The sequence below is a fragment of the Achromobacter sp. JUb104 genome, from assembly GCF_024806975.1.
GTDB classification, from domain to species: domain Bacteria; phylum Pseudomonadota; class Gammaproteobacteria; order Burkholderiales; family Burkholderiaceae_B; genus Achromobacter; species Achromobacter spanius.
In genome coordinates this window covers 2323001-2347474 of sequence record NZ_JANUEY010000001.1, presented here as the reverse complement: position 1 = coordinate 2347474, position 24474 = coordinate 2323001, and the positions used below count along the sequence as shown (strand labels likewise).

The window sequence follows — 24474 nt, the reverse complement described above, 5'->3', positions numbered from 1 at the left end:
AAACGCGCAAGAGCCCCGAATTTAAAGGGTTTGCAGGCTGTATGTTGCATGTCAAATATGACCGTAGTGTTGCACTGTCACCCCGTATACTCCGACGCGATTTCACGTTTTTTCACTTCTGCATTCACGTCTGAAGGCACCACTCTCGTCATGCGTCACATCGCGCAATTCAGCCTTGCCGCCTTGCTCATCGCAAGCCAAATCGGACCGGCGATCAGCACGGCCCACGCTCAACAAACGGACAACCGTGTCAGCTTGAACTTTGTCGACACCGACATCCCCGCCGTGTTGCGCGCGCTGTCGTTGTTCACGCAGCGCAACTTTCTGGTGGACCCGCGCGTCAAGGGCAAACTGACGCTGGTGTCCGACCGGCCCGTGGATAGCGGGCAGGCGCTGGCCATGCTGACGGGGGCGCTGCGCTTGCAAGGCTTTGCCATCGTGGACGTGGACGGCGTGACGCGCGTGGTGCCCGAAGCCGACGCCAAGCTGCAAGGCAGCGCCGTGGTGGGTAATACGCGGCCGGCTGCCGGGTCTGCGTCGACCAATGTGCCGGCCAGCGCCGCCGCCGGCAACGCCGCGCGCGGGCCGGTACCCGTGGCGGCCTTCGCGAAAGGCGGCCGCAGCAGCGGCGAGATGCTGACGCGCGTGTTCCCGCTGAAGTACGAGAACGCGGCGAACCTGGTGCCGGTGCTGCGCCCGATGGTGCCGCCCAACAACCCCATCAACGCGTACCCCGGCAACAACACGCTGGTGGTCACGGACTACGCCGATAACCTGGAACGCATTGCGGAGGTCATCGCCCGTATCGACGTGCCCAGCTCCATCGACACCGACGTGGTGCCGGTGCAGTCGGGCATCGCGACAGACATCGCCATCCTGGCCTCGCAGTTGCTGGACACGCAAAGCAGTGACCCGACGCAGCGCATCGCGGTGGTGGCCGACCCCCGCAGCAATAGCGTGCTGGTGCGTTCGGGCAGCCCGGCGCGCACGCGCCTGGCGCGCGACCTGATCATGAAGCTGGACGCGCAGCAGAACCGCGCCGGCAACTTGCACGTGGTCTACATGCGCAATGCGCAGGCCTCGCGCATAGCCGAAGTGCTGGGCGGCCTGTTGACCGGGCAGGCCAATTCCGCGCCCGGCGCGTCGGGCGGCGCCAGCAGCGCCACGGGCGGCCAGCAGACGGGTGCGCGCAGCCAGAACACCTCGGCCGGCAACGTGCAAACGGGGCAGGGCATGGCCAGCTTGTCGGGTTCGTCCAAGAGTGGTTTGTCGGGCGAACAAGAACGCATCACGCGGGAAGACAACAGCTCGCAACCCGTGTCGTATTCGGCCGGCGGCGCCACCATTCAAGCCGACCCGGCCACCAACTCGTTGATCATTTCCGCGCCCGAACCGCTGTACCGCAGCCTGCGTGAAGTGATCGACCAGTTGGACCAGCGCCGCGCGCAGGTGCTGGTGGAAAGCCTGATCGTGGAAGTCAGCGAAGAAAAGGCCGCGGAATTCGGCATCCAGTGGATGACGGGCGCCGGCAACATCAACAGCAACGGCACCAGCTTCATCGGCGGCACCAACCTGGGCGGCAGCGGCATCACGGGCAACGGCCCGACGTCCATCGACGCCATCGGCGGCGGCCTGAGCCTGGGCGTGGTCAAGGGCACGGTGGACGTGCTGGGCAACCAGGTCATCAACCTGGGCGTGCTGGCCCGCGCCATGGAAAACACGGGCGAAGCCAACATCCTGTCCACGCCGAACCTGCTGACGCTGGACAACCAGTCGGCCAGCATTCTGGTGGGCAAGACCGTGCCTTTCGTGACGGGCCAATACGTCACGTCGGGCAGCAACGGCAGCTCGAACCCGTTCCAGACGATTGAACGCGAGGACGTGGGCCTGAAGCTGAACATCCGTCCGCAAATTTCGGAAGGCGGCGCGGTCAAGCTGGACATCTACCAGGAAGTCAGCAGCATCGACGAAAGCCGTTCCAATTCCACCAGCGGCATCGTGACCAACAAGCGCGCCATCGACACCAGCGTGTTGATCGATGACGGCCAGATCATCGTGCTGGGCGGCCTGCTGGAAGACAACGTCACCTTGACCACCAACAGCGTACCCGGCCTGGGTTCGCTGCCGGTGATCGGGTCGCTGTTCCGCTACGACACCCGCAAGCGCACCAAGACCAACCTGATGGTGTTCCTGCGCCCCTACGTGGTGCGCGACGCGAACCGCAGCGCCAGCGTCACCATGGACCGCTACGACTACATGCGCCGGGCGCAAGGCGCGGCGCAGCCGGGTCACCACTGGGCATTGCCCGACATGCAGGCGCCGATGCTGCCGCTGCCCGGTTCCGCGCCGTCGGTGTCTAACAACGCCTACGACCTGCGCCCGGACCAGCAGGCCGCCACGCTGCGCCAGCCGCCGCCCGCCACGGTGCAGTCGTTCACGGTGCGTCAGTACCCGGGCAGCCCGCCGGCGCGCACTGCCGCCATGCCGATCCACGTGTCCAGCAGCTTGATGCACAGCGTGGCGGTGGACCCCGAGTCGCTGCTATGAGCGCGCATCCCTTGCCCTACGCCTGGGCGCGCGCGCAGCGTGCCGTGCTGTCGTTGCGCGCGGGCCAGGTGCAGTTGACGGTCAGCCCGCGCACGCCCGATTGGGCGGTGCGGGAAATTCGGCGTTGCCATGGCGACGTGACCTTGGCGCAGGTGGACGACGAGGCGCTGGAAACCTTGCTGACGGCGGCGTACAGCCATTCCGAAGATGCCGCGTCCGTCATGGGCGTGGCGGAAAACGAGATTGACCTGGACCGCCTGCTGCAAGACATGCCCGAGGTGGCGGACCTGCTGGAAGCGCAGGACGATGCGCCCGTGATCCGCATGATCAATGCGCTGTTCGCCCAGGCCGCGCGCGACGGCGCCAGCGACATCCACATCGAGCCCTTCGAAACGCATTCGGTGGTGCGCTACCGCGTCGACGGCACGCTGCGCGATGTGGTGTCGCCGCGCAAGGCCTTGCACGCGGCCTTGATCTCGCGCATCAAGATCATGGCGCATCTGGACATCGCCGAAAAGCGCCTGCCGCAAGATGGCCGCATTGCGCTGCGCGTGGGCGGCCGGCCCATTGATGTGCGCGTGTCGACCTTGCCCACGGGCCATGGCGAACGCGCCGTGCTGCGCTTGTTGGACAAGGAAGCGGGGCGGCTGCAATTGGAGCGCCTGGGCATGTGCCCCGAGGTGCTGACGCAACTGGATCGCCTGATCCGCCAGCCGCACGGCATTGTGCTGGTGACGGGGCCCACCGGCAGCGGCAAGACCACCACGCTGTACGCCGCGCTAAGCCGCCTGGACGCGGCCACCAGCAATATCCTGACGGTGGAAGACCCCATCGAATACGACCTGTCCGGCATCAGCCAGACGCAAGTCAACGCGAAGATCGACATGAGCTTCGCGCTGGCGCTGCGCGCCATCTTGCGACAGGACCCGGACGTCATCATGATCGGGGAAATCCGCGACCTGGAAACCGCGCAGATCGCGGTGCAGGCCTCGCTGACCGGCCACCTGGTGCTGGCCACGCTGCACACCAACGACGCCGTGTCCGCCGTGACTCGGTTGACGGACATGGGCGTGGAGCCCTTCCTGTTGGCCTCGTCGCTATTGGGCGTGCTGGCGCAGCGGCTGGTGCGCAAGCTGTGCCCGGAATGCAAGAAGCCGTCGATGCAGGATGGCATGCGCGTGTTCCATCCCGTGGGGTGCCCGGCCTGCAATCACACCGGCTACAGCGGACGGTCGGGTATCCATGAACTGTTTACCGTGGACGACGACGCGCGCCGCCTGATCCATGAAGGCCGCGACGAACGCGAATTGCGCGTGGCCGCCATGGCCGCCGGCATGCGCACGATGCGGCAAGACGGCCAGCGCTGGGTGGAAGGCGGGCAGACTTCGCCCGAGGAAATCGTGCGGGTTACGCGCGACGCCTAGCACTGCGTGCCGGCACGCAGGCATCCAGGCACGCAGGCGCGGAGGCACGCAGGCGCGGCCTGCCTTGCGGCAGGCCCGGCTACTTGCCGGCCCGAAACACCACCTTGTCACCCGAGCGGCGGCCCAGCGTGGACATCAAGCCGTCTAGCGCGGCCCGCTGCGCGGGCGTGGCAGCTTCCGCAAAGGTGGCCTGGCCTTCGAAGCGCGCGCCGCGTGGGCCGGCGGTGCCCTGGCCCGTGACGGCCAGCAGCCCGCTTTCCGTGCTGAGAGTCAGCGTGGCACCCGCCTTGCCTTGGCCCTGTACCCGCAGCAGATACGTGCCGACCGGCGCAATCGACGTCAGCGCCGTGCCCGCGTTACGCCAGCGCACATCCGCGATCTGGCCGGCCGGCAAACTGCCACCCAGGCTCAAGGCCTGCCACTTGATTTCCAGCATCCCTTCAGGCGCCAGCGTGTTCCAGGGCGCGCCCAGCGCGGGCAGCACGGTGGCCGGCACGCGCAGCGATTGCGCCGGTACAGACACGCCGTTCCAACCCAGGCGCGCGCGCAAGGGACCTTGCAGCCAGGGGTGCGTGACCTCAAGCGCCATCGCGTCCCAACGCCATTGCCATTGCACGGGTTGCGGCAATACGCGCCGCGATCCTTGCGGGCCCAAGGCCACCCAGGCGCTGCCGTGCCATACCGTGCCGCCGGCGTCCGCCAGTGACACAAGAGAAGAATCCGACTGCATGGCCAGCAACCAGCGCGCGGGCAGCACGCTGGCGCCCGCCGCCACCGCACAGGCGCAACTCGCCAGCCAGAGCGCGGCCGACCGCTTGTTCAAACGCACCCACGCCATCAGCGGGCTCCCGACGGTTCGGGCAGCGTCAGCGTGACGTGGCCGTTGACGAGCCCTGGCAGGGGCCGGCCATTGGGATTGGTGGCCCGCGTCAATTCCACTTGCTGCGTGCTCAGTCCCCAGTCTTGTCCGGCGCCATCCAGCCAAGGCAGCAGGGCGGATGACGGCGCCTGGTTCAAGGTCAATTGCAAACCCTTGCCGGACTCGGGCGTGCCCAGGGTCCACATCGCCGCCGGCAGCCCGGCGCGTTCCAGGCTGGCGCCCACTTCCGCCTGCGTGGGCAGGGACGCCACGGGCGCGGCGGATCGTTGGCGCAGCGCGCGGGCCTGGGTGGTCAGGTCGGCAACGGCGGCAGCCTGCCCGCGCAAGAGCGGCAGCTCCGCTTGCAGCTTGCGCATCGTGTTCAGGGGCGGTTCGATCAGCGTGACAAAGATCACCGCCAGGCCGAGCAGCGCGCCGGCTCCCGTGACCAGGCGGCGTTCGCGCGGCGCCAGCGCCTGAAAGCGTAGGCGGGCGCGGGCGAGGGTGGGGTCGACGGCTTTGCGCAGACGGGCGCTGGCGGTTTGCCAGCCGGCTTGCAGGCGGGTTTGCAGATTGGTTTGCGGAGTCGTCCGCGGATTTGTGTGCGGATTCGCTTGCGGATTCTTTTGCAAATTCGTCTGGCGGCTTTCAATCGGGGCGGTCATGGTTGTTTGCGCACGATGCGCCAAGTGTTGTCTGTATCGCCGCGTTCCAGCTTCAGGCCCAAGGCGGCGGCTTGCTGGATCAGCGCGGGGGTTTCGGCCACGCGTTGCGCTTGTTCGCCAGACTCGGCCAGTTGTAAGGTCAGGGCCTGATCCGAGTAAGTCAGTCGCGACACCTTGTCAGCCGCGAACGGCAGCAGTTGCGCGGTGGCGCGCGCCAAGGGAAGAAAGTCCGCTGCGTTGGCCGCGCCGCGATTGGCCTGTAGCGCATCCAAGCCTTGCTGGGCCTGGCGCGGCGGGTCCAACACGACGGGCAGGTCGGGAAACGCGGCCAGCACCTGTTGGCGCATGCCTGCTGTCAAGGCTTGCGCCTCGGCGTTGAGCTGCGAGGCGTGTATGTTCAATCCCGCAATCCAGACCACGGCCGCCGCCGCGCCCCAGCGCCACACCGGACGCCAGCGCGAGACCTGGGCCGGCGCCAACTGCGGCATGGCCAGCGACCAGTTGGGCGACGGCGCTTGCCAGCGCGGGTCTGCGGGGTCGCGCAGGGGCTCGGACGACGCGGGCGCCAGAGTCTGCGGCGCGATCAGCGCATGGGCGCGCAAGCCCTGGGCATTCAGCAGGCCCCAGGCGCGCCGCACCGGTTCGCGGGGCGACCACGCCAGCGCCACGCTGCCATCGGCGGCGCGCGCGCTGAACCCGATCGCCAGCGCGTCCAGGTCGCTTAACACCAAGGGTTCCAACGCGCTGTGCACGGCAGCGGCAAAGCGCGCGCGGGGCACGGCTGGAATGCGTACCGTGGTGGCGATGACGTCGGCGGGGTGCAGCACCGCTTCGCAGGCGGCGTGGGGGTAGGCGTTGCCCAGGGCGCGCACGCTCAGTTCGCCCTGCTGGACGCAACGTCCGCGCCGGTCGAACCAGGCATAGGGCAACGGCGAATCGGCTGTGAATTCGTCCAAGGGGGCAAGCGCGATGCGCAAGGCGTTCTTCAAGGGATTTCTCTTGTCCATATCGTGTCGGGCGCGGCGGGCGGTGCGCTGCGCACCAAGGCTTGCATGGCGACTCGCGCGCGTTCGTAGACGACGGTGCCGCTGGCCATGAACCAGCCGCTGGCGGTGGTGACGGTGGGGGCGGTCGCCTCGACGCCAGTGCCGGCGAGGCGGTTGCTGAAGTCGCCGGCGTTGTTGAACCAGTTGCCACGATCGCGTTCGCCCGTCATGGCGCGTGCCTGGCTTAGCGACAGGCCGGGCACCAGGGCGGCAATGACCTCGGCGGGCGCGGTGTTGACGTTGACGCTGGTGGCCACCGGCAGCACCGTCATCGTGCGGCGCATTTCATTGCGCACGGCGGGTTCCAGCCCAAGTTGGGCGGCAATTTCATCCACGCCGCGCGGCAGCGGCGCGCGCGAGTCGGGGGTGGCGGCGGGCTGGCCCTTGGTGCCGGACGGCGCGTCGGCCGCCAGCGCGGGCGGCTGCGCCAGGGCAATGATGTCGATGATGTGGGCGGCCAGCGTGTCGGGCAATTGCTGCGCGGCCAGCAGGCGGCGCAGCACTTCTTCCTGCTCGGGCTGCGGCACGCCGTTGCGCGCCAGGTTGCTCAGGTTGTACTTGCCCTGTTCGTCCTGCACGCGGCCCGAGAACACGGCAACGCGGTCGTCGCCGGGGCGTTCGATGCGGGTGTCCAGGATGGGCGTTGCCCAGATCTGGTCGCCGCGCGTGGTGGATTCGCGCTTGCCGTGGTCGCGGATGACCAGGCGCGCCCAGTCGATGCCGCCCGCCAGCATGACGCGGGCCTGCACGCGCGACATCTCGTTTTCCACTCGCCGGGTGCTGGCGGTCTGGCGCTGGAACAGGCTGGTGGTCAGCGCCGCCACAATGGCCACGATGATCAACGCGCTGATGACCGCCGCGCCGCGTTCCTTCAGGGTAGGGCGGGGCGTCATGGCAGCTCCAGAATGCGCGTGTAGCGCTGCGGCGCGTTGGCCGCGCCGCGTTCCAGCGTGATCTCGATGCCGGTTGGCGCCGTGCCGAAACTGGCATTGGCGTCCGCCCAACCCACGCCCGGCACCCAGGCGCGCAGGCTCAACACGCGCACGCCGGGCAGCAGCAGCACGGCATTGACGGCGGCGGGCAGCGGGCTGCGCGGCGCGGGCGGCCCGCTGGCGCGCCACAGGCCGTCCGCCCGCACCTGCCATTGCACGCGCTGCCACAGGCCATTGCCGTCGGCATCGGGGCGCAGCAGTTCCAGCGTTTGCCCGCCCGTGTTCTGGCGCAGCAGGCGCAGCCCGCTGGTCAGCGAGACGGCGTCTTTGCCGGGCGCATCGAAGCGGGGGCCGGTGTAGGACAGTTCCACGTCGCGCGCCATCTGGCCCAGCGTCCGGACGATGGCGTCGGTGTCTTCGGCCTGTTGTTCGATGCGGTCACGCGCGCTGGATACGCTGGCTAGCCCGCGCCAGGCCATCAGGCTGACCAGCGCCATCAACGCCAGCGCAACCAGCACCTCGATCAGGGTGAAGCCGGCTTGGCGGGCGCGGTTGGGGCGCTTGGCGGGAGGGGAAGGCACGCGGCGCATCGTCATCGCAGGCTGGACAGCAGGCCGTCCAATTGCAGCAGCACGGCGTCCGGCCGGCCCGACGCGGCGTCATGGACGTTGACCGATACCTGCCGGAAGCTGCGGTTCATGGAATTCGTGAAGACCAGCTCACACTGCAACGCGCGGCCGCCTTGCGGGCAAGGCACGGTTTGCGATCCGGCGCGCGGCAAGCTCTGTTCCAGCCGCAACTGGGTCAAGGCGTTTTGCGCGGCCAGCAGCGCCAAGGTCTTGTCCTGCAAGGCGCGGTTGTTGGCCGTCATGACGCCGGTCGCGCGCAGCGCGGCCGCCATCGCCACGGCAATGATGGCCAGCGCCACCAGCACTTCAATCAGGGTGAAGCCGCGCTGGCGCTGGGCGACAGGCTTGTTGGCGCAAGCAGGGGAATCAGTGGATGTCATAGCGGCCGGCGGCGTCGCGTTGCAGGGTGACCTGGTCATCGCCCGCGCGCAGGGTCAGCGTGATCGGGTCGGCGACCCATTCGGTGTTGAATACAAGCGGCCGGTCGGGGGTCAGGCTCAGGTGGACGACGCCCGCGTGCCAGGACTGCGGGCGCAGCATGTCGTCCTGCTCCAGGCGGTCTATCGGCACGGGCACGTTTTCGTCGGCGCTGGGGCCGGGCAAGCGGCCCTGGCGCTCGAACGACCAGCCTTGGTCGCCGGCCAGCCAGCGGATGGGCCGGCCATCGCTGCGGGCTTCGCTTTGCGCCACGGTGAAGGCGTCGGCCAGGCGTTCGGCGTCAACGCGCAGGCCGTTGTCGCGCTTGCCGATCGACAGGCTCACCATGCTGGCGGCAATGGCCACAATCACCAGCACCACCAACACTTCAACCAGCGTGAAGCCGCGCTCAGAGCTCCCAGGAACCGATGTCGGCATCGCCGTTTTCTCCACCGGGCTTGTTGTCGGCGCCAAACGAGAACACGTCGATGTCGCCCTTGACGCCCGGGCTCAGGTATTGATAGGGGTGGCCCCAGGGATCATTGGGCAGCTTGTCCAGATAACCGCGCCAGTTCGACGCGCCATCCGGCTTTTCAGCCAGCGCGCGCAGGCCTTGCGCCGTGGTCGGATAGCGGCCGTTGTCCAGCCGGTACAGCTTCAAGGCCTGCATGATGCCGCCAATATCCTGACGCGCCGCCACCTGCCGCGCCTGGTCCGGGCGGTCCAGCACGCGCGGCACGATCAGCGCCGCCAGAATCCCCATTATCACAATCACCACCATGATCTCGATCAGGGTGAAACCTTGCTGACGGGCAAGCCCGCGCGGTAACTGACGCACTTTACAACTCCGGTCTTCTAGTAGAAGCCCGGAATTGTGGACATGAAATATGACAGTAATGCTTGCGTCGACGGGGTCAGGAGGAAAACCGCAAATATTGCGGCTTCCCACAACTGGCGGGCGATTTGGCTTTGTGTCTATACTTTCCGCATGCCTTGTCTTGGGTCCCAGGATTGGGGTCCAACACGCCGATAAAGGAAGCGCATATGCGTTCCACCATTTCTCATAGCGGGCTGGTCGCTTTCATTGTGGAAGGCGCTCGTGCCGACAGCAGCCGTTCCCTGCACCTGCTTCGCGCTATCGAAGACACGGTAGCCAGCAACGAAGTGCTGGCCAACACCTTTGAAACTATCTCAAGAAATGCTTCCGATGTGGCGCACGCGATCTGTCGCTCGCCCGCAAGCGAACGGCAGGTGCTGGATCGCGAGGGCGTGTTCCAGGCCGCGTTTGATGACACGCTTGATGTGCTTGCCGAACTGGGGCGCATGCTTGAAGAAAAGCGCCTGGCGGCCTTGGCGGACCATGAGCTTCAAGATGGCGATGGCGTGGTGGAGTCCTTCGACAAGGCAATTATTCAAGTGAAGGATGCCTTTTCCCACTTGCACGACTTGAAGTGGGCCGTCATGGAAAATGATGCAGACGTGGCGGCGGTGGTCGCGGGCGGCCCCCAGGATGACGTCGAAGCGTTTCTGAAATCTTTGGGTCGATAAGTTTGGCGTCCATTCTTATCAGGTCTCTTGCCAGGAAAGAAACGTTCGATCGTGACTTTCGCAGGGCGCCTCTCGAAATCCAGAATGCCGCAAAGAATGCCATTCGCGATTTGGTGCGTTATCCCCAACCTAACAAGCTCAGGCTTCATTCAATCACTGGCTGCTTCGATCCTCGCATATTGAAAATCGACGTGTTGCCCAACAAGTCTTGGCAGATTACGTTCGAAATGGAGGGCTCCGTCGCTATCTTGCGCCGTTTGGGTACGCATCGGCTTATTGATCGAAAGCCATGATGCGCACCTGGATATGACAGTAATGCTTGCGTCGACGCTTATTCGACCCAGGGCGTTTGCGCCCAGATCTGACGCAGGCGGGCATCGTCACCCTTAAGGCGTTCCTGCCACTGCGGGCCGTCCACGTAATCCATCTCGGTGAACTGCTGTTTCATCTGGGCCTGGAAGTCCGGATTGGCCGCTACCTTGCCCAGCGCTTTGCGCAATTTTTCGGACACGTCGGCCGGCAGTCCCTTGGGCGCGACGATTCCGCGTTCCGAGGCAAACACCAGGTTCACGCCCAGTTCCTTGAAAGTGGGCACGTCGGGGCCCAGCGGCGAGCGCTTCTCGCTGGCTTGCGCCAGTACTCGCATGTTCTTGCCGTGATAGGGCATGACTTCGCCCAGGTTCAGACCGCCGACGACGGTATGACCACCCAGTACCGAACTGCGCAGGGGACCCGCGCCGTTGTAGGGCACGTGGTTAAGCTTGGTGCCGGTCTGGGCCTGGAACAGGACCAGCGCCAGATGGTCGTCGGTGCCGACGCCGGTGGACCCATAGCTGATCGTGCCCGGCTTTTCCTTGGCTGCTGAGATCAGGGCTTCCAGCGTTTGATAGGGGCTGTTGCTGGCCACGCTGAATGCACTGGGGTCCCGCACCAGATTGGCCAGGTAGGTGAAGTCGTCACGGTTGAAGCCTGCCTTGCGTTCGATGGGCAAGGACACCAGCCCGGGCATATTCGTCATGGCCAGCGTGTAGCCGTCCGGCTTGGCGCGCGCCACGTAGGCCAGGGCAATGGCGCTGGACGCGCCCGGCTTGTTCTGCACCACCACGGTGGCGCCCAGTTCCTTTTCCAGAAAGACCGCCAGCGAACGGGCAGTGAGATCCGTGCCGCCGCCAGGCGCAAAACCCACAATCAATTCGATTGGGTGGTCGGGCCACGCCCAAGCGGGCAATGCGGCGCACAGGCCGGCAACGGAAAGCACGGCGCGCGCGGCGCTCTTGGGTGAAAAAAACATGTTGTCTCCAGGTTTGTGTTTGATGTTGGAAGTTGGTGCAGGCAAGGCTGCCGGCTATGGCATGTGATGCGGGCCGGTTGCCGGCAGAACCTTGCCGGGATTCATGACCCCCTGGGGATCCAGGGCAAGCTTGATGCGCCGCATCAGGTCCAGTTCCAGCGTGCTCTTGTAGCGCTGGAGGTCCTCTACGCGACATTGGCCGATGCCTTGTTCGGCGCTGATGGATCCACCGGCGTCGTGGACCTTGTCATGCACCAGTCGCTGAATGTCCGCGTGCGATGCGCCCATGGGCGGCAGCAGGTTGTAGTGCAGGTTGCCGTCGCCCAGGTGTCCGAACACGCGCAACGCCACACCGGGAAAGGCGGTGGCAAGCGCCTGGTCGGTGGCCCGCACAAATTCGGGGATGCGCGAGACAGGCAATGAAATGTCGTGCTTGACGCAAGCCTTGGCCCGCGCCAATGCCAAGGTGATGCTCTCGCGCAGATGCCAGAAGGCAGCGCTTTGTGCGCCGGATACCGCTACCACGGCGTCCCGGGCTATGCCCGATTCCAAAGCGCCCGACAGGACGGCTTCCAGCCGCGTTGCCGCATGCGGCCCGTCGCTGTGGTCGGACACCTCAAGCAAGGCGCACCAGGCGTCTTCCGGCAGATCCGCGAAAGGAAGGCGTTGCTGCGGGAAGGCCTGAGTTACATCGGTCATGCAAGGAACCGACATGACTTCGAAAGCGGTCAGGCCGGCGCCAAAGCCCGCGCGGGCACGTTGCAGCAACTGCACGGCTTGCGCCAGCCCAGACACAGCGACCAAGGCCGTGCATTGCGCGCGGGGCAGGGGAAAGAGCTTGAGGACAGCTGCGGTGATGATGCCCAGCGTGCCTTCGCTGCCGATGTAGAGGTCGCGCAGGTCGTAACCGGTGTTGTCCTTGCGCAGGCCGCGCAACCCGTGCCAGATCTCGCCTTGCGGCGTGACCACTTCCAGGCCCAGCGCCAGTTCGCGGGCGTTGCCGTAACGCAGCACTTGTGTACCGCCGGCATTGGTGGACAGGTTGCCGCCGATGGTGCAGCTTCCCTGTGCGCCCAGGGACAACGGAAACAGCCGGCCAGCGTTGGCGGCCGCTTCCTGCACGGCTTGCAGCACGCAGCCGGCTTCGACCGTGATGGTGTCGTTATCCAGGTCCATGGCGCGCACGCGGTTCATGCGCAGCAGCGAGAGCACCACGGCCGACGCGCTGGTATCGGGGGTGGCAGCGGCTACCTGGCCGGTATTGCCGCCCTGCGGCACGATCGCCACGCCCGCTGCGGCGCAAAGGCGCACCACCTGCGCCACCTCGTCGCTATCGGCGGGGCGCAGCACGGCCAGCGCGCGGCCGGTGAAGGCTTGGCGCCAGTCGCTCAGGTAAGGCTCGGCGGCGGCGCCGGTCAGCACGTGCGCGTCACCGATGCAGGCGCCTAGCTCCGCCAGCAATCCGGCATGCGTCATGTCTGCATCTCGCGAGCGGCTACCGGCGTGAGCAGGCGGCCGGTCTGCATGAAGGCGTTGACGTTGTCCAGCACCAGTTCCGCCATCGCGGCCCGGGTTTCGCGCGTGGCGCTGCCCACGTGCGGCATGAGTGAAACCTGATCCAGATCCGCGAATTCCGTGGCTGGCGTGGGTTCCTGCTCCAGCACGTCCAGCCCGGCTCCGCCCAGTTCACCCGAACGCAGGGCAGCCAGCGCGGCGGCCTGGTCCACCACGCTGCCCCTGGCAATGTTGACCAGAATGCCCTGTGGGCCTAGCGCGCGGATGACCGGCGCATCCACGAGGTGCCGCGTGGCGGCGCCGCCCACGCACGCGACCACCAGAAAATCCGCCCACTCGGCCAAGGCCACCAGCGAGGACTCGTAGCCATAGGGTGCGCCAGGCCGAGGCGCGCGATTGTGGTAACGCACTTCCATGTCGAAGCCGGCCGCCCGTCGGGCAATGGCTTCGCCGATACGACCCAGCCCAAGAATGCCCAGGCGCTTGCCCGACACCTTGGTCGTTACCGGAAACTGCCCCAGCGCGCGCCACTGTCCCGTTTTCACGTAACGGTCGCCGATGGCGGTTCGGCGCGCGGCGGAAAGCAGCAGGGCCCACGCCAGGTCGGCCACGCAATCATCCAGCACGTCAGGTGTGACGCTGACGCCGATGCCGCGTGTGGCGGCGGCCCCTAAATCCAGCGTGTCGTGGCCCACGCCCCAGCTACATACCGCCTGCAAGGCGGGCAGTGCATCGAACATGGCTTGCGTGAATCCATGACGCACCGAGGTCACGGCGACTCGCGGGCCGTGCAGCGCATCGCCGAACGCGGCGAGGCCACGCGGGTCATGCCAGGTTTGCAGAACCCGGTAGCGCGCCGCCAGGCGCTGGTCGAACTCGGCGCCTAACGAAGCGACCTGCACGACGTCATGGGAGGCGCTCACTCGCTGTCTCCGGCGCGTGCGGGAATGTAGTTGGCGGCCGCGGCGGCGTCGGCGAACGACAGGCCGTCGCGGATGCCTTGTTCTACGCGCTCATCCACCGCCAGGGCTTCTTGCGCGGCGGCCAGTACCGCTTCAAGCCGCTCGCGCGGCACCACCACCAGGCCCGTGTCATCACCCACCACCAGGTCGCCCTCGGCGACCCGCAGTTGGCCGATGGTCACGGGCTCGCCCATGGCTTGCAGGCGCAAGCGCGTCTTGCCCGTCAAGGGCGTGACGTGGCGGCTGGCAAGCCACAACCCGGTTGCCTGGATCTCGTCAACGTCGCGGCACGCGCCGTCGATGACTACCGCCGTGGCCTGACGACGGGACGCCGCCAGGGACGCGATGCCGCCAAAGGTGGAAATGCAGGTCCCCCCCGCATCCACCATCAGCACGCGGCCTGGACCGGTGGCGGCAACCAGCCGCCCCACGGCAAAGTCGGCGCGGTCGAAGTCGCCCAGCCCGCCCCAAACATGCCGCGCGGTGACGGCAAAGCCGGCAATGCGCCCTTGGCCGCTGCGGCGCGCAATGCCTTGCACCACGCCCGCGATGCCCAGCGCGTCCATGGCGTCTGCCCAGGTGCTGGTCCCGATGGCGGCGCAGCGCGCCAACAGGTCTTGTTCGTTGTCGCTCATGTGTTGTCTCTCCGGTCGGATGATTGATGCGGCGGATCAGTCGATCTGCGCGCCAGAGAGCTTCACGCCCTCGGCCCAGCGTTGTGCTTCGTCATTGATGAAGGCCTGGAACTGCTGGGGCGAACTGTTGTTCACGTCGCCGCCCATGTCTTGCAGCTTCTTGGTCATCTCGGGGGTGGCGACAATCTTCGCGACGTCGTGGTAGATCTTTTCGCGTAGAGCGGCGGGCATGCTGGAAGGCGCGAACAGGCCGAACCACGTCGCGGCCTCGAAGTTCTTCATGCCGGCCTCGGTCATCGTGGGCACCTGGGCGATGGCTTCGACGCGGCGCGGATGCGCCAGGGCAATCGCCTTGAGCTTGCCCGACTGGATGTGCGGCAACGCCGCCGACAGGGTGACGAAGGCCATCTGCACCTGGCCGCCGATCAGGTCGGTGATCATGGGCGCATCGCCCCGGTACGGCACGTGAACCAGATTCAGGCCGGCGCGTGCCTTGAACAGCTCGCCGGTCAGGTGCTGGGGGGTGCCGTTGCCGGTGGAGGCCATGCTCAGGCCCTGGGGCGAGGCCTTGGCATAGGCGATCAGTTCGTTCAGATTCTTGACCGGCAAGGACGGCGCCGTCACCAGCACCAGTGGAATGGTGGAGGTCAGCGTCAGCGGCGCGAAATCCTTCAGGGGATCGTAATTGAGCTTCTTGTACAGGCTGGCGCTGATCGTGTGCGCCGCCGTCGTCATGTAGAGCGTGTAGCCGTCGCCGGCCGACCGCGCCACCGACTCGGCCGCCACCGTGGTGCCGGCGCCGGGGCGGTTGTTGATGATGACCTGCTGGCCCCATGCCGAAGGCAGTTTTTCCGCGATCAGCCGCGCGATGACGTCGGTGGCGCCGCCTGGGGGATACGGGACCACCAGCGTCACGGGCTTGTCTGGATAGCCTTCGGCTAGCGCCGCCCCAGCGCCCAGGGCCATGCCCCACGCAAGTAGGGCACCGGCGATGCAATGTCGCTTATTCATTGTCATGTCTCCTCGTGTGCGCATCGGGTCCGCTTTCTGTTGACGCGGACCCTGAATGCGTTTTGCTGCTTATTGCCTGACGCTCTGTGGCGTCATGTGGCGGGTTCTGCTTGGCGCTCGCCCTGTCGGTGCGGACTTAGCCGGCTTCTTGCGCTTCGCGCCAGGCGAGCAGCCGGGCCACGCCTTCAGCCATGCCGACCTTCGGCTGCCAGCCGATGTGTTGGCCGGCCAGGTCGTGCGGAATATGGAATGCACCGCCCGAGGTCAGGCGCACGGTGCCGGGCGGGTCGGGTTTGATCTCGGGTTGTAGATCGCTCTTGCAGTAGTCGAGCACCAAGCGCACCAGTTCGCCGGTGGTGATGGGTGCGGGGCCCGACACGTTCACCGCCACGTCGGTCGCCGCGCTTTGGAACGCCGCGACGTTGGCGCGCGCCACGTCGGAGACGTGCACGAAGTGCTTGGTGTCGGTGCCGTCGCCCGGCAGCACGGGGCGTTCACCCTTGCGCACGCGGTCGTAGGTTTCCATGATGTACAGCGAGTTGGCCGCGCGGTAGTGCTGGCGTTCGCCGTAAACGGTGGAATAGCGCAACACCACGTAGTCCAGCCCGGACTTCTGGTAGTACTGGCGGCAAAGCTGCTCGCCCATGATCTTGGACGCGCCATACAGAATGGCGGCCGGGGGCGCGCCTTCGGAATGGAAGGGGCCGTTCTCGACCAGCGCGCCGGCGATGCCGGTGCCATAGCCATAGACCGCGTTGGATGAGGCGAAGACGATTTTCCGCACCTTGTTGGCGCGGCAGGCTTCCAGCATGTTCTGCGCGCCGCGGACGTTAACGTCCACCGCCTGCCATGGCGTCTGGGAAAAGCCCAATGTCATGTAGGCAGCCAGGTGCAGCACGCCGTCCACGCCCTCGGTCGCCGAGAGCAGGTCCGGCAGGCGCATCAGATCGCCGCGAACCACTTTCACGCGGGGATTGTCCTGCAGGTGGGCAATGGCCTCGGGGGTGCCGAATGCAAAATTGTCCAGCAGGATCACTTCTTTCGCGCCGGCGGCGAGCAAGGCGTCGGCGGTGTGGGAACCCACCAGGCTGGCGGCGCCGGCGATCAGGATGCGGGAGTCGGCCAGCGACAGCGCCGCGCTTTTCTTTTCAGTTGTCATGTTGCTTTAAAGTCCCATGGGTTTTTCATGCATGCCCCAGTACAGGCTCTTGACCTGGCTGTACAGGCGCAGGCCGTGCAGGCCTTTTTCGCGCCCGATGCCGCTGGCCTTGAAGCCGCCGAAGGGGGTGGCGATATGCGATTGCTTGTAGGTATTGATCCAGATAGAGCCGGCCTCGATCTCGCGGGCGACGCGCCAGGCGCGGGCGTAGTCGCCCGTCCACATGCCGGCGGCCAGGCCGAAGGCGGTGTCGTTGGCCTGGTGGACGACATCGTCCTCGTCGTCAAAGGGCAGCGCCACCAGCACGGGGCCGAAAATCTCTTCCTGGCACACGCGGGCCTGGTTGCCCAGCCCGTCTATGACCGTGGGCAGATAGAACCAGCCATTGGCCAGTTCCGCCTGCGTGGGCGGCTCGCCACCCACCAGCACACGGCCGCCTTCGGCGCGGCCGATATCCACATAGCCGGCGACCTTGTCGCGATGCGCGCGGGACACCAGCGGCCCCATCTGCGTGGCAGGGTCGTCCGGCAGTCCGACGCGCACTTGCCGCGTGCGTTCCACCAAGGCTTTCATGAAGCGCGGGTAGATGGATTTCTGCACAAACAGGCGCGAGCCCGCAACGCAGCTCTGGCCCGCCGAACCGAAGATGCCCGAGACCACGCCCGCCACGGCGCGGTCCAGGTCGGCATCGTCGAACACAATGTGGGGTGACTTGCCGCCCAGTTCCAGCCCGACCGGAATCAGGCGTTGGCCCGCGATGCCCCCAATGGCGCGTCCGGTTTCCGTGCCGCCGGTGAACGACACCATGCGCACGCCAGGATGCTTGACCAGTGCCGCGCCCACGTCTTCGCCATGGCCGGGCAGCACGGTCAGCAGGCCTGCGGGCAAGCCGGCTTCGCCGCAAATGCGCGCCAGTTCCAGGGCCAACTGTGGCGTTTCCTCGGAAGGCTTGAGCAACACGGCGTTGCCGGCGGCGAGCGCTGGCGCGGCTTTCTGCGCCTCGTTCATGATGGGCGAGTTCCACGGCGTAATTGCTGCGATCACCCCGAAAGGCTCAGCCAGCGCCATGGAAAAGTACTCGCCGCGTGGCGAGGTCATTTCGTTTTGCCAGGTTTCGCATACGGCCGCGTAGTAGCGGAAATGGCCGGCCGCGCTGTCGACCATGTTCAGGCATTCTTTCCAGGGCTTGCCGCTGTCTTGCATTTGCAGTCGCGCCAAGGGTTCGCGCTCGGCGGCAAGGCGCCGGCCGATCTCGTACAAGGTGGCGGCGCGCTGATCCGGACGCAGCTTGCGCCAGGGCTTGTTGTGAAAGGCGTCCCAGGCAATGGCCACGGCCGCGTCCACGTCCTGCGCCGATGCGCGCGTGACAATGCCGGCTATGCTGCCGTCGGCCGGGTTGATGGAGGTGATGACGGCGTCGCCGTCTTGGCTCAGGCGCCAGTTGGCGCCCAGCCGGAAGGGCTTGTTGCTTGATGCGTCCATAACGTCTTTGAGGGTCAAGGGCTTGGGTAGACGTCATCATCGGTCGGTCGATTATTAGACACAAATAGATATTTATTTAATATTCTTAGCCTATGGCTATCAATATCAAATACCGTCCCCTCAAGGCGTTTCTGCTGGCGGTCGACAGCGGTTCGTTTACGCATGCCGCTAACCAGCTGGGCGTGACGCAGCCCTCGTTCACCGCGCTGATCCAGGACCTGGAAGAAGTGCTGGGGCTGCGCTTGTTCGAGCGCACCACGCGCAACATCAGCCTGACCAGCGCCGGGCAGGATTTTCATTCGCGCGTGCAGCGCCCCATCGCCGACTTGGAAGAGGCCTACCGCAGCCTTGCCGATTTGGCCGCGGTGCGGCGCGGCAATGTTGCCTTGGGGGCGCTGCCGTCCACCGCGCTGACCCTGCTGCCGGCGGCAGTCGGTGCGCTGCGCCTGGCGCATCCGGCTTTGAAAGTGCGGGTGGTAGAGGCGCACAACGACGAACTGCTGGCCATGCTGCGCACCAACCAGATTGAATTCGCGGTGGCCGCCCAGGCCGACCCGGCTTCCGACCTGACCTTCACATCGCTGGGCGAGGATTGCTTTTGCGCGGTTTATCCGGCAGGGCATCCGCTGGGCGATGTCAAAGGAACCTTGCATTGGCGCGATGTACTGCGTTACGACCTGATCTTGCTATCGCAGGGGTCCAATGCGCGCCAGCAATTCGACCGCGCCGTGCGCGACGAAGTGGACGCGCCCGCCACCGCGCTGCGTTACGACGTGACGAACATGGGCACGGCTGCCGGCATGGTGCGACAAGGGCTGGGCGTGAGCGTACTGCCCCGCCTGGCGCTGCCCGAACTGAACCTGTCCGGCCTGTGCTGCGCGCCCCTGGGCGATGCTTCGGCACGCCGTTACATAGGATTGCTGCATCGGCGCGACCGCTCGCTGTCGCCCGCCGCGCAGGCATTGGTGGCGCAGTTGGAAAACGTCATGGCCGGGGTCTTGCCCAACCTGCTGCCCTTGCCACCGCTAGGGAAACCAGATTGACCTTGCAGACCTTGTTTTCTCGTGGAACGGAGCGGTTTCCCCCATCCTGCTACCATGGCCCATCTACAAGGAGCGGTAATGGCTACAAAAGAGAAGTCTTCGACTGGTTTGGCGGCGTTGGTTGAAAAGGCGCTTCAGCAGAAGAAGCTGGCTGCCGCCACGCAAAAGCCGACGGGATCTTCCTTGTCGAACATGGCGGGACGCAAGCAAATGGGGCGTCCGGCAGGTCGTAAACGCTGATTCACTTCACCTTGGCAATGCCCGCCGGCGCTTCCAGCGCGGCGGGCGTTGCCAATCGGTTCATTCTTCCCCCTTGCTCTACCGTCACGGCATCTACCGCGATATCTCGTAGCACGATGCCTGGCGCCACTTCCGCGCCGGTTCTCCACGCCAAGGGCGGGCCACCGTCCACGCTCAGCACCGCCGCGCCATCCGGGCCGGCCGCGATCAGGCCCAGCACGCTGATCTGCGTGCGCATCACTTCATCCTTCCCAAACCATAGCGCCACTGGCGTATTGTCGGCCGCGCGCGGCGGGGCCGCCGATACGGCGGGTGGCAACGCGCCTGGACGCGGGGCCAGCAATATCGACCCCCACACGCCCACGCCCGCGGCCAGCGCCAGTACGGCAAGAACACGCAGCGCGGCGGGCGCGGAAGGCAGGGAAGGGCGCAAGGAAATGGGCATGGGTGTACAGCAGCGGCTACGGTGTCGGGAAACGAGGGGCAGGGAACGCGCCCGACTATAGCGGGGTCACGTGACAATTACGCGATAACGCCGCAACGACAGCGCCATGCCGACGCAATGTCGCCATCAATGCCGCCGCACAACGCAGCAACCCCCGCCTATTCCGCCCGATTCAGCTTCCCTACAGTTTTTTGTCATTCCGCCTACATGGCGCGTCTCTAGCATGCGGACACGCTCAGGTTCAACGCTTGGGCATCCAATCGAACCAACAGGGAAACCGCATGCAAGACATGAATCAAGCCAATCGCCGCCGACTGCTGAAGATGCTGGGAGGCGCGCCGATGCTGCCGATCGGCGGCGTCAGCATGGCGGCGTTGCTGGCCGGCTGTAATTCAAGCGATGACGATGACGACGCGGTCGTCACGCCGCCCGACACGGGCACGCAGCCGCCCGCCACGCCGGTGACCTTCACGTCGGCGTCGTTCACGTCCATGCCCGCGCCCACGCTGGCCAACCCGGAACTGATGGCCCGCACCACGGTGAGTTCGGCGATGAACCTGGCGTTCAGCGATGGCTCCAAGCGCACGGTCGAGCTGGGCTACGAGCCGTTCTTCATCACGGGCGACAACGTGCCCGACGGCAAGGGTGGCGTCGCCATCGCCGGCGGTTACTTCAACCTGGCCGGCGCGCCCATCATGGACAACTCGGTGCCCGCCAAGGCGCGCCAGTTTTTCTCGAACTGTCCGGACGGCACGTCGTTGCTGGCGCTGTCGGCCCCCACCACGGTGCCGGGCGTGGCGGGCAATGCCGTCTATGCAGTGGTGCAGTTCGAATACCAGTCGGTCGACCAGGCGGGCAACGACATGTATGGCTTGCTGCCGTCGCCCATCGCCGTGTTGACGCTGTCGCAAGACCCCAATACGGGCAAGCTCAGCCTGGTCAAGTACAGCAACGTGGACACCTCGTCGGTGCATGGGCTGTGGATCACCTGCGGCGCCAGCCTGTCGCCGTGGGGCACGCACCTGTCCAGCGAAGAGTACGAGCCGGACGCGACGACGGCTGTCGGCTCGGCCTCGTTCCAGGCCTATAGCAACAACGTCTATGGCGACCCCAACAAGGCCAACCCGTACCACTACGGCCACATGCCGGAAGTGACGGTGCACCCCGACGGCACCGGCACCATCAAGAAGCACTACTGCATGGGCCGCATCTCGCACGAGCTGGTGCAAGTGATGCCCGACGAGCGCACCGCGCTGATGGGCGACGACGCCACCAATGGCGGCCTGTTCATGTTCGTGGCCGACCGCAAGGCCGACCTGTCGGCCGGCACGCTGTACGTGGCGAAATGGACGCAGACTTCGGGCACGGGCCCGGGCGCCGGCACACTGAGCTGGATCAAGCTTGGCCACGCCACCAGCGCCGAGGTCAAGGAATTGGCCGACCAGCTTACCGCCGCCGACATCATGGACGTGCGCACGGCGGACCCCGGCGATGCGTCCTTCACGAAGATCCGCTACAGCGGCAAGAACAACTGGGTCAAGCTGCAACCGGGCCGCCGCCAGGCCGCGGCCTTTCTGGAAACGCACCGCTACGCGGCGCTGGTGGGCGGTTCGCTGGCCTTTACCAAGATGGAAGGCACCACCGTCAACATCAAGGACAAGATCGCGTACAGCGCGATGTCGCGGATTGAATCGTCCATGACGGACGGCCAGGTCGCGGGCTTCAAGGTCGAAGCCAATTCCGCCGGCGCGGTCTATCAACTGCACCTGCAAGCGGGCCAGGTGGATACCGACGGCGGTGTCATCGACAGCGAATGGGTGCCGGTGGACATGGCTGCCGTGCCCGAGCTGATCGGCAAGCCGTTGGCCACGCCGGACACGCTGGGCAATACGCATAACGCTGATTTTGTGTCCAACCCCGATAACCTGAAGTTCTCGGAAAAGCTGCGCACCCTGTTCGTGGGTGAAGACAGCGGCGGCCACGTCAATAACTTCATGTGGGCCTACAACGTCGACACCAAGGCCTTGTCGCGCCTGTTGTCGTGCCCGGTGGCGGCGGAATCCACCGGCTTGCAGGCGGTGGATGAAATCAATGGCTGGACCTACATCATGAGCAACTTCCAGCACCCGGGTGACTGGGGCAGCGTGCATGCCGTGGTGCGGCCCACGCTGGAACCGCTGATCAAGGCCAACTACAAAGACGGCTTTGGCGCGGCGGTGGGTTACCTGACGGGTGTGAAGATCGGCGCGTAAGCAAGCGCATGTTGCGTCGGCTTGATGGCTGACGTTGCAGGGCAGGGGACCGGTTCGCCGGTCCCCTATGTACGTCTGGCATCAGTACCAGCGGGCATCAGTACTTACGGGAATCATTTCTCAGGTGTAACGCCGGCCATCCCATGGCCGGCAGGCTCCTACACTCGGCGGCGTCAGGCTTGCCTGATGTGTTTGATGTGTCTTCCGGCATGCGCCCTGGCGCGCGGTCGCGCGAGGCCAGTGCGCGCATGGCCGGTTCGTTGTTGGGTGTTTGAACCTGGGAGCGTTCACATGAAAAATCCTGACCACACTGATCGTCGCCGGCTGCTCAAGATGCTGGGCAGCGCGCCGATGTTGCCCCTGGGCGGCGGGGCGCTGGCCGGCTTGCTGGCCGGGCGTCATGCGTCGGCGGCCACCATCACGCGATCCGCTGAATCCCTATCCGCCGAGTTCCAGTCCGCCGAATTCATCTCCATGCCCGCGCCGGGCTTGTCGGATCCGGCGGGCATGGCGCGCACCACGGTGGAATCGGCGATGGAGCTTGTCTTTGCCAACGGCACGCGGCGGCGCGTGCAGCTGGGCTACGAAGCGTTCTTCATGACGGGCGATCAGGTGTCCGATGGCAAGGGCGGCACCGTGCTGGCGGGCGGCTACGTCGACATCAACGGCAAGCCCATCCTGGATACCTCTGTGCCGAAGCGCGCACGGCCATTTTTTTCAGACTGCCCGGATGGCATGTCGCTGTTGACGCTGGCCCGACCCGTGGGCGAGGCCGACGGCGCAACCGGCCCACCGGAGGCCACCGTGTACGCGGTGGTGCAGTTTGAATACCTGTCGCGCAACCAGGCGGGCGACGACATGTGGAGGCACCTGCCATCGCCGATTGCCGTGCTGACCCTGGCGCAAGACTTGCAAACCGGCGCGCTGCGCCTGGTGCGTTACTGCAATGTGGACACCGCGCCGGTGCATGGCCTGTGGGTCACCTGCGGGGCCAGCCTGTCGCCGTGGAACACGCATTTGTCCAGCGAGGAATACGAGCCCGACGCCACCACCGCGCGCGACTCGCCGTGGTTCCGGGCGTTCAGCCGCCACCTGTATGGCGACGCGCGCCGCGCCAACCCGTATCACTACGGCCATCTGCCCGAAGTGACGGTCAACCCGGACGGCACGGGCAGCATCAAGAAGCACTACTGCATGGGCCGCATCTCGCATGAACTGGTGCAGATCATGCCCGACCAGCGCACCGCGTTGATGGGGGACGACGCCACCAACGGCGGCCTGTTCATGTTCGTGGCCGACCGCAAGGCGGACCTGTCGGCCGGCACGCTCTACGTGGCCCGCTGGATGCAGACGTCGGGCGTCGGGCCGGGCGCGGCGGTGCTGCGCTGGATACGGCTGGGCCACGCCACCAGCGCCGAGGTCAAGGAGATGGCGGACGAGCTTAGCGCCGCCGACATCATGGATGTGCGCACGGCCGACCCCGTGGATACGACCTACACCCATATCCGCTTTGACGGCAAAGACAACTGGGTCAGGCTGAAGCCGGGCCGCCGCCAGGCCGCGGCCTTTCTGGAAACGCACCGCTACGCCGCGCTTGCGGGCGGCACGCTGGCCTTCACCAAGATGGAAGGCACCACGGTGAACGCGCGCGACAAGATCGCGTACACCGCCATGGCGCACATTGAAACGTCCATGGTCGATGGCACGTCGCCGCACCTGCGCGTGGAAGGGCCGGACGCGGGCGCGGTCTATCAATTGCACCTGCAAGGGGCGCAGTCGGACACCGACGGTGTTGCCATCGACAGCGACTGGGTGCCGGTGGACATGGCCGCCGTGCCCGAACTGGTGGGCGCGTTGCTGGCCGCGCCGGACGCGCTGGGTAACCGCCATCGAAGCGACTGCATTTCGAACCCCGACAACCTGAAGTTCTCGGAAAAGCTGCGCACCTTGTTCATCGGCGAAGACAGCATGGGCCGCGTGAACAGCTTCCTGTGGGCGTTCAACGTGGATACGCGCGTCTTGTCGCGGCTGTTGTCTTGTCCTGTTGCCGCCGAATCCACGGGCCTGCACGCGGTGGATGACATCAATGGCTGGACCTACATCACCAGCAACTTCCAGCACACGGCGGACTGGAACGAGGTACACGACGTGGTGCGGCCCGTGCTGGAACCCTTGGTCAAGGCCAACTACAAGGACGGCGCGGGTGCGTCGGTGGGCTACCTGACGGGGGTGACGCTGAACCCCTGACGACCCGCACGGGGTGGGGCGGGCGCCATCCCCTCCCCAAAGAATCCTGATCCGTCGATCAAACTTTCTGGCCTTCCCTTCATGGACCTTTCACGTTCGCCCGCCAGTATGTGCGCAGCGTAAAC

At 66.0% G+C, this 24474-nt stretch carries 23 protein-coding genes; 7 read left to right on the top strand and 16 right to left on the bottom strand.

What is annotated here, in order from left to right:
• Positions 1-150: 150 nt before the first annotated feature.
• Both gspD and gspE read left to right on the top strand, forming a co-directional pair.
• Positions 151-2547 (top strand): type II secretion system secretin GspD, encoded by a 2397-nt coding sequence (gene gspD, locus M2361_RS10615; RefSeq protein ID WP_259248833.1) that lies wholly within the window; start codon positions 151-153, stop codon positions 2545-2547.
• Entirely contained in the window at positions 2544-3971 is a 1428-nt protein-coding gene (gene gspE / locus M2361_RS10610; RefSeq protein WP_259248832.1) for a type II secretion system ATPase GspE, read from the top strand. Before gspD ends, gspE begins: the two co-directional genes overlap by 4 nt.
• 79 nt (positions 3972-4050) lie before the next feature.
• On the opposite strand, the gene M2361_RS10605 is transcribed toward gspE, so the two are convergent.
• The 8 genes from M2361_RS10605 to gspG are packed head-to-tail and all read right to left on the bottom strand — an operon-like array spanning position 4051 to position 9357.
• Positions 4051-4809, bottom strand: coding sequence for a type II secretion system protein N (locus tag M2361_RS10605; RefSeq protein ID WP_259248830.1), 759 nt, complete (start codon positions 4807-4809; stop codon positions 4051-4053).
• Complete coding sequence (locus M2361_RS10600) at positions 4809-5495, bottom strand: type II secretion system protein M (protein WP_259248828.1); 687 nt, start codon at positions 5493-5495, stop codon at positions 4809-4811. The genes M2361_RS10605 and M2361_RS10600 overlap by 1 nt, the downstream gene beginning before the upstream one ends.
• The gene (gene gspL, locus M2361_RS10595) at positions 5492-6502 is read right to left on the bottom strand and encodes a type II secretion system protein GspL (RefSeq protein WP_259248826.1); all 1011 of its coding nucleotides are present in this window, start codon (positions 6500-6502) and stop codon (positions 5492-5494) included. The genes M2361_RS10600 and gspL overlap by 4 nt, the downstream gene beginning before the upstream one ends.
• Complete coding sequence (gene gspK / locus M2361_RS10590) at positions 6481-7434, bottom strand: type II secretion system minor pseudopilin GspK (protein WP_259248824.1); 954 nt, start codon at positions 7432-7434, stop codon at positions 6481-6483. The genes gspL and gspK overlap by 22 nt, the downstream gene beginning before the upstream one ends.
• Positions 7431-8069, bottom strand: coding sequence for a type II secretion system protein J (locus M2361_RS10585; RefSeq protein ID WP_404976331.1), 639 nt, complete (start codon positions 8067-8069; stop codon positions 7431-7433). The genes gspK and M2361_RS10585 overlap by 4 nt, the downstream gene beginning before the upstream one ends.
• Positions 8066-8482, bottom strand: coding sequence for a type II secretion system minor pseudopilin GspI (gene gspI / locus M2361_RS10580; protein WP_259248822.1), 417 nt, complete (start codon positions 8480-8482; stop codon positions 8066-8068). The genes M2361_RS10585 and gspI overlap by 4 nt, the downstream gene beginning before the upstream one ends.
• Positions 8469-8957 (bottom strand): type II secretion system minor pseudopilin GspH, encoded by a 489-nt coding sequence (gene gspH / locus M2361_RS10575; RefSeq protein ID WP_259248820.1) that lies wholly within the window; start codon positions 8955-8957, stop codon positions 8469-8471. Before gspH ends, gspI begins: the two co-directional genes overlap by 14 nt.
• Positions 8929-9357, bottom strand: a complete 429-nt coding sequence (gene gspG / locus M2361_RS10570; RefSeq protein ID WP_100855320.1) for a type II secretion system major pseudopilin GspG — start codon at positions 9355-9357, stop codon at positions 8929-8931. Before gspG ends, gspH begins: the two co-directional genes overlap by 29 nt.
• A 62-nt stretch (positions 9358-9419) precedes the next feature.
• Here gspG and M2361_RS10565 point away from each other — a divergent pair, with 62 nt between their 5' ends.
• Complete coding sequence (locus M2361_RS10565) at positions 9420-10067, top strand: hypothetical protein (protein WP_259248817.1); 648 nt, start codon at positions 9420-9422, stop codon at positions 10065-10067.
• A gap of 331 nt (positions 10068-10398) precedes the next feature.
• On the opposite strand, the gene M2361_RS10560 is transcribed toward M2361_RS10565, so the two are convergent.
• The 7 genes from M2361_RS10560 to M2361_RS10530 form a co-directional block, all read right to left on the bottom strand.
• Complete coding sequence (locus tag M2361_RS10560) at positions 10399-11358, bottom strand: tripartite tricarboxylate transporter substrate binding protein (RefSeq protein ID WP_259248815.1); 960 nt, start codon at positions 11356-11358, stop codon at positions 10399-10401.
• Between the two features lie 54 nt (positions 11359-11412).
• Positions 11413-12834: an FAD-binding oxidoreductase gene (locus M2361_RS10555; RefSeq protein ID WP_259248813.1), complete on the bottom strand. Its 1422-nt coding sequence runs from the start codon at positions 12832-12834 to the stop codon at positions 11413-11415.
• On the bottom strand, positions 12831-13796 hold the full coding sequence (locus tag M2361_RS10550; protein WP_259248810.1) for a 2-hydroxyacid dehydrogenase: 966 nt from the start codon (positions 13794-13796) through the stop codon (positions 12831-12833). The genes M2361_RS10555 and M2361_RS10550 overlap by 4 nt, the downstream gene beginning before the upstream one ends.
• Positions 13793-14470 (bottom strand): RraA family protein, encoded by a 678-nt coding sequence (locus M2361_RS10545; protein WP_259248808.1) that lies wholly within the window; start codon positions 14468-14470, stop codon positions 13793-13795. Before M2361_RS10545 ends, M2361_RS10550 begins: the two co-directional genes overlap by 4 nt.
• Before the next feature lie 36 nt (positions 14471-14506).
• Positions 14507-15481, bottom strand: a complete 975-nt coding sequence (locus tag M2361_RS10540; protein WP_259248807.1) for a tripartite tricarboxylate transporter substrate binding protein — start codon at positions 15479-15481, stop codon at positions 14507-14509.
• Between the two features lie 136 nt (positions 15482-15617).
• Entirely contained in the window at positions 15618-16640 is a 1023-nt protein-coding gene (locus M2361_RS10535; RefSeq protein ID WP_259248804.1) for an NAD(P)-dependent oxidoreductase, read from the bottom strand.
• A gap of 6 nt (positions 16641-16646) precedes the next feature.
• Positions 16647-18122 carry an aldehyde dehydrogenase gene (locus tag M2361_RS10530; RefSeq protein WP_259248801.1) on the bottom strand — a complete coding sequence of 492 codons (1476 nt, stop codon included), beginning with the start codon at positions 18120-18122 and terminating at the stop codon, positions 16647-16649.
• 92 nt (positions 18123-18214) lie between these two features.
• Between M2361_RS10530 and M2361_RS10525 the strand changes: the two genes are divergently transcribed.
• Together M2361_RS10525 and M2361_RS10520 are read left to right on the top strand one after the other, a co-directional pair.
• A complete protein-coding gene (locus tag M2361_RS10525) occupies positions 18215-19165 on the top strand; it encodes a LysR family transcriptional regulator (RefSeq protein ID WP_259248799.1) in 951 nt (316 codons plus the stop codon).
• Positions 19166-19243: 78 nt separating this feature from the next.
• Positions 19244-19405: a hypothetical protein gene (locus M2361_RS10520; protein ID WP_006218955.1), complete on the top strand. Its 162-nt coding sequence runs from the start codon at positions 19244-19246 to the stop codon at positions 19403-19405.
• A gap of 1 nt (position 19406) precedes the next feature.
• Here M2361_RS10520 and M2361_RS10515 read toward each other — a convergent pair whose 3' ends face one another.
• Positions 19407-19850: a general secretion pathway protein GspC gene (locus M2361_RS10515; protein WP_259248794.1), complete on the bottom strand. Its 444-nt coding sequence runs from the start codon at positions 19848-19850 to the stop codon at positions 19407-19409.
• A 281-nt stretch (positions 19851-20131) separates the two neighbouring features.
• Between M2361_RS10515 and M2361_RS10510 the strand changes: the two genes are divergently transcribed.
• On the top strand, positions 20132-22102 hold the full coding sequence (locus tag M2361_RS10510) for a PhoX family phosphatase (protein ID WP_259248792.1): 1971 nt from the start codon (positions 20132-20134) through the stop codon (positions 22100-22102).
• A 291-nt stretch (positions 22103-22393) separates the two neighbouring features.
• On the top strand, positions 22394-24349 hold the full coding sequence (locus M2361_RS10505; protein WP_259248790.1) for a PhoX family phosphatase: 1956 nt from the start codon (positions 22394-22396) through the stop codon (positions 24347-24349).
• Positions 24350-24474: the final 125 nt, after the last annotated feature.